5 protein-coding genes and 1 pseudogene are annotated in these 7,457 nt (G+C 68.8%); 3 read left to right on the top strand and 3 right to left on the bottom strand.

Annotated features, from left to right (window positions below; all coding sequences use genetic code 11):
• On the bottom strand, nt 1-263 hold a 263-nt coding region (locus ACFWWR_RS43135; protein ID WP_384309649.1), incomplete at its 3' end, for a transposase.
• Nucleotides 264-1,260: 997 nt separating this feature from the next.
• Here ACFWWR_RS43135 and ACFWWR_RS43130 point away from each other — a divergent pair.
• Both ACFWWR_RS43130 and ACFWWR_RS43125 read left to right on the top strand, forming a co-directional pair.
• Nucleotides 1,261-1,689, top strand: a complete 429-nt coding sequence (locus tag ACFWWR_RS43130) for a DUF6892 domain-containing protein (RefSeq protein ID WP_383877629.1) — start codon at nt 1,261-1,263, stop codon at nt 1,687-1,689.
• 71 nt (nt 1,690-1,760) lie between these two features.
• Nucleotides 1,761-1,958 (top strand): Rmf/CrpP family protein, encoded by a 198-nt coding sequence (locus ACFWWR_RS43125; RefSeq protein ID WP_383877631.1) that lies wholly within the window; start codon nt 1,761-1,763, stop codon nt 1,956-1,958.
• A 404-nt stretch (nt 1,959-2,362) separates the two neighbouring features.
• On the opposite strand, the pseudogene ACFWWR_RS43120 reads toward ACFWWR_RS43125, so the two are convergent.
• Nucleotides 2,363-2,689 (bottom strand): annotated as a pseudogene (locus tag ACFWWR_RS43120) (YnfA family protein); the annotation flags it as partial.
• A gap of 544 nt (nt 2,690-3,233) precedes the next feature.
• The gene (locus ACFWWR_RS43115) at nt 3,234-5,126 is read right to left on the bottom strand and encodes an NAD-binding protein (protein ID WP_383877632.1); all 1,893 of its coding nucleotides are present in this window, start codon (nt 5,124-5,126) and stop codon (nt 3,234-3,236) included.
• Between the two features lie 285 nt (nt 5,127-5,411).
• On the opposite strand from ACFWWR_RS43115, the gene ACFWWR_RS43110 reads away from it, so the two are divergent.
• Nucleotides 5,412-7,442: a flavin monoamine oxidase family protein gene (locus ACFWWR_RS43110; protein WP_383877634.1), complete on the top strand. Its 2,031-nt coding sequence runs from the start codon at nt 5,412-5,414 to the stop codon at nt 7,440-7,442.
• Nucleotides 7,443-7,457: the final 15 nt, after the last annotated feature.

The raw sequence follows: 7,457 nt of genomic DNA, 5'->3' as shown, positions 1-7,457 counted from the left end.
AGGTACTGCAACCGCCCGTTGATCTTGATGAAGACCTCGTCCAGGTGCCACTTGTCGCCGGGCCGGGGCTGCCGGCGGCGCAGCGCGTTGGCGTAAGCCTGCCCGAACTTGGCGCACCAGCGGCGCACCGTTTCGTAGGAGACGGTCACGCCGCGCTCGAGCATGAGCTCCTCGACCTCGCGGAAGCTGAGCGGGAAGCGGTGGTACAGCCACACACAGTGCGAGATGACCTCGACCGGGTACCGGTGCCCCTTGTACGACAGCGACGCGCTCCCCACGGACGACCCTTCCCAGGCTGATCAACCAGAAGATCATCCCACCGGTCAGCCAACGTGACAGTGCCCTTCAAAGGGCTGGACGACGCCTACCAGCCGTCGGTGAGGGGCTGGCAGAATACAAGGTCCGCGAGACGAGCGAGACGATCGTCGGCGCGATCACCGGCTCTCTGGCCGTTCCCCCTGCTGCTCGGCAGGTACCACGACGGAGGACGCTTGCAGTACACCGGCAGAACCACCACCCTCGCCCAGGCGGCAGGTGTTGCGGTCGCCGGTCTGCTCGCTGCGGGGCGGCGCGGTCATCCGACAGGCTGGTCGTTCTCCGCCGGGTGGGGCAGCTAGGAGAAGCTGAACGTCACACTGGTGGAACCCTAACTGGTCGTGGAAGTCGGCGTCGACTCGCCCGCGACGCCGCCGGCTGATGGCGCCACCCCGCACCGCTGGCACCGTGCCCGCCCCGACCTCGCCCACGCGGACGTCCCCCACCTGACGTCACCGCCGCACTGACGGCTGCCCCGGCGCGGCGGCCCCGCCGACGCGCAACCGGCTGAGCGCGCCTCGATCCCCGGCCGCGTCCCACGCCGCCCATCCCGCCCTCCTCATCCTCAACTCCAGCCAGCGCATGGCCGAAGGGGGTCGCAACGGGGACGTCAGCAACCCGACCACGCCAAAACTTGGCTGCACGGGATGTTCCTCATGCAGCCCGTGCTGGAGGGGGAATCGGCGCTGTCACCTTGCTTGACTGGATGGATCACCGGCGTTGCCGGCCTGCCCACCGCACCGTAAGTACACAGCCGGAACCCGACTCCACCACGCCCCGGCACACCGTCAGACCCCACACCCAACACCGTGACAACGCCTCCCAGCGGCTGGGCCGCGAGTGCCTCAGGGTTTTGCCTCGTCAACCCGAAACTTCTTGCCCAGGGGCCCTCCGTTGCCAGACCGCAGTGGTCCTGGTGTCGGTGGTGCCGTCTAGGTTGTGCGCATGGCCATGTTCAAGGACTTCAACTTCAAACTCATCGTCGTCGAGCAGCTGATGTACATCGATGAGAAGCTCACGCCGCAGTTCAGCCTCGCCGACCTCCTGAAGGAGAAGGGGCTCGGCGACGCCCCCTGGGAGTACGCCCAGCAGCACGGCCTGGCGTACCAGGTCGTGCCAGAGGCACGCAGCTACTTCGACTCACTGGAGATCAGCGACGAGCTCCTGGCCGACGTCGAGGAGCTGTGCATGGACGGCGGTAACCAGGTGTACCAAGAGTGCGCCCCGGTCTGGGACGGCGAGGACGACCTGTTCGACGTCGCTTCCCTCGACGACCTCGTGCTGCTTCCGAACCTCCGGCGCGTCCTTGGCTCCGAGTTCCTGGGCCCGGAGTTGCAAAACGTCCTTAGCGCCCGCGGCATAGTCGCCGACTAGCGACGCGAACGAGCGGCCTCGACCGACGTCAGACCGATCAGCAGCAAGAATATGAAGGGAGAGCATGCGGCATGGACACACCCGAAGACATCGCACGGGCCGTCGAGGAAGGCCTCAAAGCCCGTCAGAGAGGGGAGTCGTATCTGACGTGCCAGTACCCGCGGCCGTCCGCGCTGCGTACTGCGTGGATCGGCGGCTACTACGGCACTGCCCCGGCTACCGCGAGCCCCTCGTCCGACACGGGCGAGGAACCCAGGGATCCACAGTAGGGGCAGAGCAAGTCGCATAAGCACACGACACGACTTTGTCCACACTTCCGTTGCCTGCGTTCGGGGCTTCACCCAAGGCCGGGTAGCTAGCGTTTTCGCAGGTCACGCAAGTGGGGCTGGGACCATGGTGTTGTGGCGTAGAGACCGGGGCCGAGCTTGTGGAGGAGGCCGCTGGCGGCCCACCGATTCAGTTGTCTGTACATGGTCTCCAGGGTGATGTCGCCGAAGTGGGCGGCGATTTCACTGCCCGGCCCCCGCGCCAGCGAGCCAGCGCGATCGAGCACGAGAACCGGCAGCTGCGGCGCGAGTGAAGGAACTCGAGCTCGAGCGGGAATTCCTGCGGAGGGCCGTGAAGTATTTTGCGGCGGAAAGCAGCTGGTGAGCAGCCACTTCCAGTTCGTTGAGCGGGGCGCGTACATGATCACGGCCATTCCGGCGAGGCAGACCAGGGCGCCAGTGATGTCGAAGCGGTCGGGGCGGTAGCCGTCGGCGACCATGCCCCAGGCGATCGATCCGGCCACGAAGGTCCCGCCGTACGCGGCGAGGATGCGCCCGAAGTTGTCGTCCGACTGCCAGGTGGCCACGACGCCGTAGATGCCGAGGGCGATGACGCCGGCACCGATCCAGATCCAGCCCTTGTGCGCGCGGATGCCCTGCCAGACCAGCCAGGGGCCACCGATTTCGAAGAGGGCGGCGACGACGAACAGGGCAACGGAACGAGCGACAGTCATGATCGGTCGGTGAGCCTACCGACGGCCCGTGCCGCTGATATTCAGCGGGTCGGCGGACGCCTGGCAGCCGCACCCGCTCTCTCCTGGGGCCTTCGGGGCGCAGGAGCAGGGGCGGCGGCGACACGTAACCCGGCTCATGCGCCGCGGCCGACGTCTGGGTCCGTGACCACCAACGGCGCACGGACACCAGCGAATGGTCCACCGATAACACCTCGGTCCCGGCCCCGGCCTGGCGGTGAGGCACCGCCCTCGCCCCCACCGGCTTCCATGCGAGACCTCATACCACGGCGGGCGCATGGAACCTGAGCACCTCGTCCGCTCCGCCAGAGCCGTCCGCACCCGCTCCAGCTCAGCTTCGAGTTCGTCCACCCGCACTGCCGCGGTCTTCTGCCGCGCTATCCGAACCGCCCGCATCGACGGCATCCGCCACCCCACGACATCTCGGCCAGGAACGGACCGAACCTCCCGCGACACATGCGATCTCATGCCGACCAGCAGAATCCGCGCACGAGGTTCGAAGCAGAACGACCTCTGAGAGGGTGTGTCAGTCCTGCGCGATCACGACCACCTCGTCACGGCTGGTCCAGCAGCGTCGCTCGTTCTTGTCCGGGTTGATGCGCACTCCGTGGTCGGGAACGGCCATGGCCCGGTCGTGGCGGCGGTAGCCGATGGCACATTCGCTGCGCCGCTGCGCGGCTGCGACGACCGTGGCGAAGGACGCCTCACAGCCGGGCAGGACGTACGACGCCGCCGGCCGCAGGTGGACCTGACTGCCGGTAGGAGAGAACAGTTCCTCGAACACGGCGGCAAGGTGCCGGTTCTGGGAAATCTGGGCCATCAGCAAGCCGATGAGTTTTCCACTGATGATCACATCCGCTCCGGGGCTGACCGGCGCGAGCGTCCGATTGCGGTCGTCGGTCATCTCGGTGACCACCGGCAGCTCCCGTCCCGTCTGCCGTTCCAGTAGTTGCAGAACGAGGAGCGTGACGAGGGTCCGGTTGTCGGCCTCGTCCGGCTGCTGTCCCGCCACGGGGTCCGGGCCGAGCACGACAACGCTGTCGTACGAGTCGATCTCCAGACATCGAAGTGTCTCGGGCCGGGTGATGTCTCCAGGCCGGAACGTGACGGTCAGGCGAGGTGCGGAGTGTGTACCGATGCCCCTGACCTGTTCGGCTGTCACCTCGTCCCGGTCCGCCACCACGGCAATGACCGAACCGTGCGCGGCGGACCGGCCCAACTGTTCGACAATGAGCGAGGCCCGCCGGTTCCATCCGAGGATCAGGCGCCGTTCGGGCCGGGCGTTCGCCGGCCGCCAGGGCGTCATCACCGACTCGTCGACCAGCCCGGAGCAGTCGCTGAGCCGTGCGGTGTCGTCGTCCCGCGTGATGACGATCAGCCGGTCTCCGGGGCCGATCAGGGTCTGCGGCGGCGGGTTGAGCAAGGGCCTGCCGTCGCGCAGCAGGCCGACCACGCTGGAGGTGGCGTAGGCCAGCAGCGTGTCGCCGAAGGAGCGGCCGGTCAGGGCCGGATCGAAGGCGAGGTAGAACTCGTCTCCGGCGAAGTCCAGGAGGTCGCGGTACACCAGGGACAGTCCGGGACGGCGGGCGGACTGCACGATCAGCCGGGCGGTGATCGCGTCGCTCTCCAGGACGATGCCGCGCGATCCGGCGGCGAGGGTGGCCGCCAGCCGATACCGGTCGTCTCTGACGGCGGCGACGACGGGCGGCCCTTCCCCCTGGCCGAGTGCGGACCGCAGCGCCAACAGCGTTTTGACCACTTCCGGGTCCCCCGACGGATCGTCGTGGGGCAGTACCAGCACGGCGCTGGCCGCGCCGGGGTTGGTCAGGGCGAGCAGGGCGGGATCGGTGGGGGGACCGCTACGGCAGATCAGCCGGGTGCGGCCGGTGGCCCCCACCTTGCTCCTGAGGGCCTCCTCCATGGTGGTCTTGTTCCGGTCCGCTAGCACGGCCACCGCGCCGTACCGCTGGTTGGCGTTGGCGGCCACCAGCTCGCTCACCACCGTGAACACCTGCTCGGACCAGCCCAGCACCACCGAATGTCCCTGCTCGACGACGGTGGAGCGGCCCCGCCGCAGTGCGGTGAGCCGCTCGGTGAGTCCGGTGGTGATCAGGCCGACGAGAGTGGACACGTACACCAGGGCGACCAGGGCGAGCAGTACCGACAGCAGCACGCGCAGAAGCGGGCCTGTCGCTCCGCCGAGCCGCAGCGTCTCACCGGTGAGACGCCAGATCTCTGCCAGCCTCTCCGACCGGGACGCCGGCGCATGTGGGTCCGTCCACACCAGCACGGCGCTCGCCGGGAGGACGACTACGAGGCAGCCCATAGCAAGCCAGCCGACGAGCGCGGAGGTCCCCCGGGCCAAAGTGGTGTCGAACCAGTAGCGTGCCCTGCCTGTGAGTTCGGCCCTTCGTCCCACGCCTGCCCCCCTGTTCCGCCGAGTTCCCGCGGCATAGGCCATGCCGCTCCGGTTTGCCCCGCTGCTCCCCCACCGACCGCCCACGGCCACACGGAAGTGTGCCGACGAGGCGGCCGTGACACGCGGATCACCGCCTGTCTTTCATCCCTTCGGGGACGTCGCCGAGGGGCGCGGCTCTGCGGCCTTCCGACCCGGCGTCAGCGGTTCGACCTCGGCATCGCTCGTTCGGGGCAACGCCGCGGCGCAGGTGGGCGGGCCGGGTCGGCGGACCGGTACAAGTGCGTCATGACTGAAGATCACGAAGCCGTCGTGGCAGGTTCGGACCTGTCCAGGCGCAGCTTCGCAACGGCAGCGGGAATGGCTGCGGCGGCCACGACTCTGGCTGGTGGCGCGCCTGCCTCGGCAATGCCCGTACAGGCCGTCCCGGCCGCACCGGCGCCCACCCGGGGCGCGGACTTCGACAGGTGCCTGGCTGTGGCACGGGCCCTACTGGTCGTGGACGACAACGACCGGCCTTTGGTCCCACGCTACGAGCGAGTGCTCAAGGACGGACTGCCCGCTCAGCGGTCGGCCAAGCCCAAGAAGGTCCTCGTCGTCGGGGCCGGCCCGGCCGGTCTGGTGACGGCGTTGCTGCTGAAGCGGGCGGGCCACCACGTGACCGTTCTCGAGGCGAACGGCAACCGGGCGGGCGGACGCATCAAGACCTTCCGCCGCGGCGGGCACGAACGGGCAGCTCAGCCTTTCGCCGACCCCCGCCAGTACGCCGAGGCGGGCGCCATGCGCCTGCCCTCCAGCCACCCGCTGGTGATGGGTCTCATCAATCAACTGAACCTTAAGAAACGGCGTTTCCACTACGTTGACGTCGACGGTGACGGCCAGCCCGCCAACCGCACCTGGATCTACGTCAACGGCATCCGGATGCGGCGGGTGGACTACGCCCGGGCGCCCCGCCGCATCAACCGGTCGTTCGGCGTGCCGCGCGCCCGCTGGGATACTCCCGCCGCGGCCATCCTTCGGTCGGTGCTGGATCCGGTGCGCGACGAGTTCAGCACAGTGGACGCCGGCGGCAAGCGGGTCGACAAGCCGCTGCCGGAACGGGTGCGGGGCTGGGCCAGGGTCATCCAGCGATTCGGTGACTGGTCGATGTTCCGCTTCCTGACCGAGCACGCCGGGCTGGACGAGCGCACGGTCGACCTGATCGGCACTCTGGAGAACCTCACGTCACGCCTGCCCCTGTCGTTCATCCACAGCTTCATCGGCTCCTCCCTCATCAGCCCCGACACCGCCTTCTGGGAGCTGGAGGGCGGCACGGCGGTGCTGCCGGACGCGCTGCTGGCGCAGGTACGCGACACGGTCCGGTTCGACCGCCGGGTCACCCGCGTCGAGTACCACGATCCTGACCGTCCTTCCTCCGACACCCCGCACGTCGGCGGCAAGGGCCCTCGGGTGTGGGTGGACACGGTCTCCGAAGGGCGCGACGGCCCGGTCGTGCGCGAGCAGTTCACCGCGGACGCGGCCGTGGTCACCGTGCCCTTCTCCGGTCTGCGGCACGTACAGATCAGCCCCCTGATGTCGTACCGCAAGCGCCGCGCGGTCGCGGAACTGCACTACGACAGCGCCACGAAGGTGCTCCTGGAGTTCAGCCGCCGTTGGTGGGAGTTCACGGAAGCCGACTGGAAACGCGAACTGGGCCGGATCGACCCGAAGCTGTACGACGCCTACCGCACCGGCCGCACACCCGCCGACGGCAGCCTGCTCGGCGTCCATCCCTCCGTGCCGGGCGGCCACATCACCGCAGGCCAACGCACCCACTACGCCGCCAACCGTGCCGTCTCCCGCGACCAGCCTCAGGCCGCACACGTCGTGGGCGGCGGCTCGGTGTCCGACAGCGCCAACCGGTTCATGTATAACCCCTCCCACCCGGTGCCCGGCAGCTCCGGCGGAGTGGTACTGGCCTCCTACAGCTGGGCCGACGACGCACTTCGCTGGGACTCCCTGGACGACGAGGCCCGCTACCCGCACGCCCTGTGCGGACTGCAGCAGGTCTACGGCCAGCGCGTCGAGGTCTTCTACACCGGCGCCGGACGCACCCAGAGCTGGCTGCGCGACCCCTACGCCTACGGAGAGGCATCCGTACTACTGCCTGGCCAGCACACCGAGTTGCTGCCCTCCATTCCCCTGCCCGAAGGCCCGCTGCACTTCGCTGGCGACCACACCTCCCTCAAGCCTGCCTGGATCGAGGGCGCCCTGGAATCGGCGGTCCGCGCCGCACTGGAGGTCCACACCTCGCGACCTGATGGGCAGCCTGCCTACTGAGCGCACTTGGTGTTC

The organism is Streptomyces sp. NPDC058678 (assembly GCF_042714835.1).
Lineage (GTDB): Bacteria > Actinomycetota > Actinomycetes > Streptomycetales > Streptomycetaceae > Streptomyces.
This window is presented reverse-complemented; position numbering and strand designations above follow the sequence as displayed.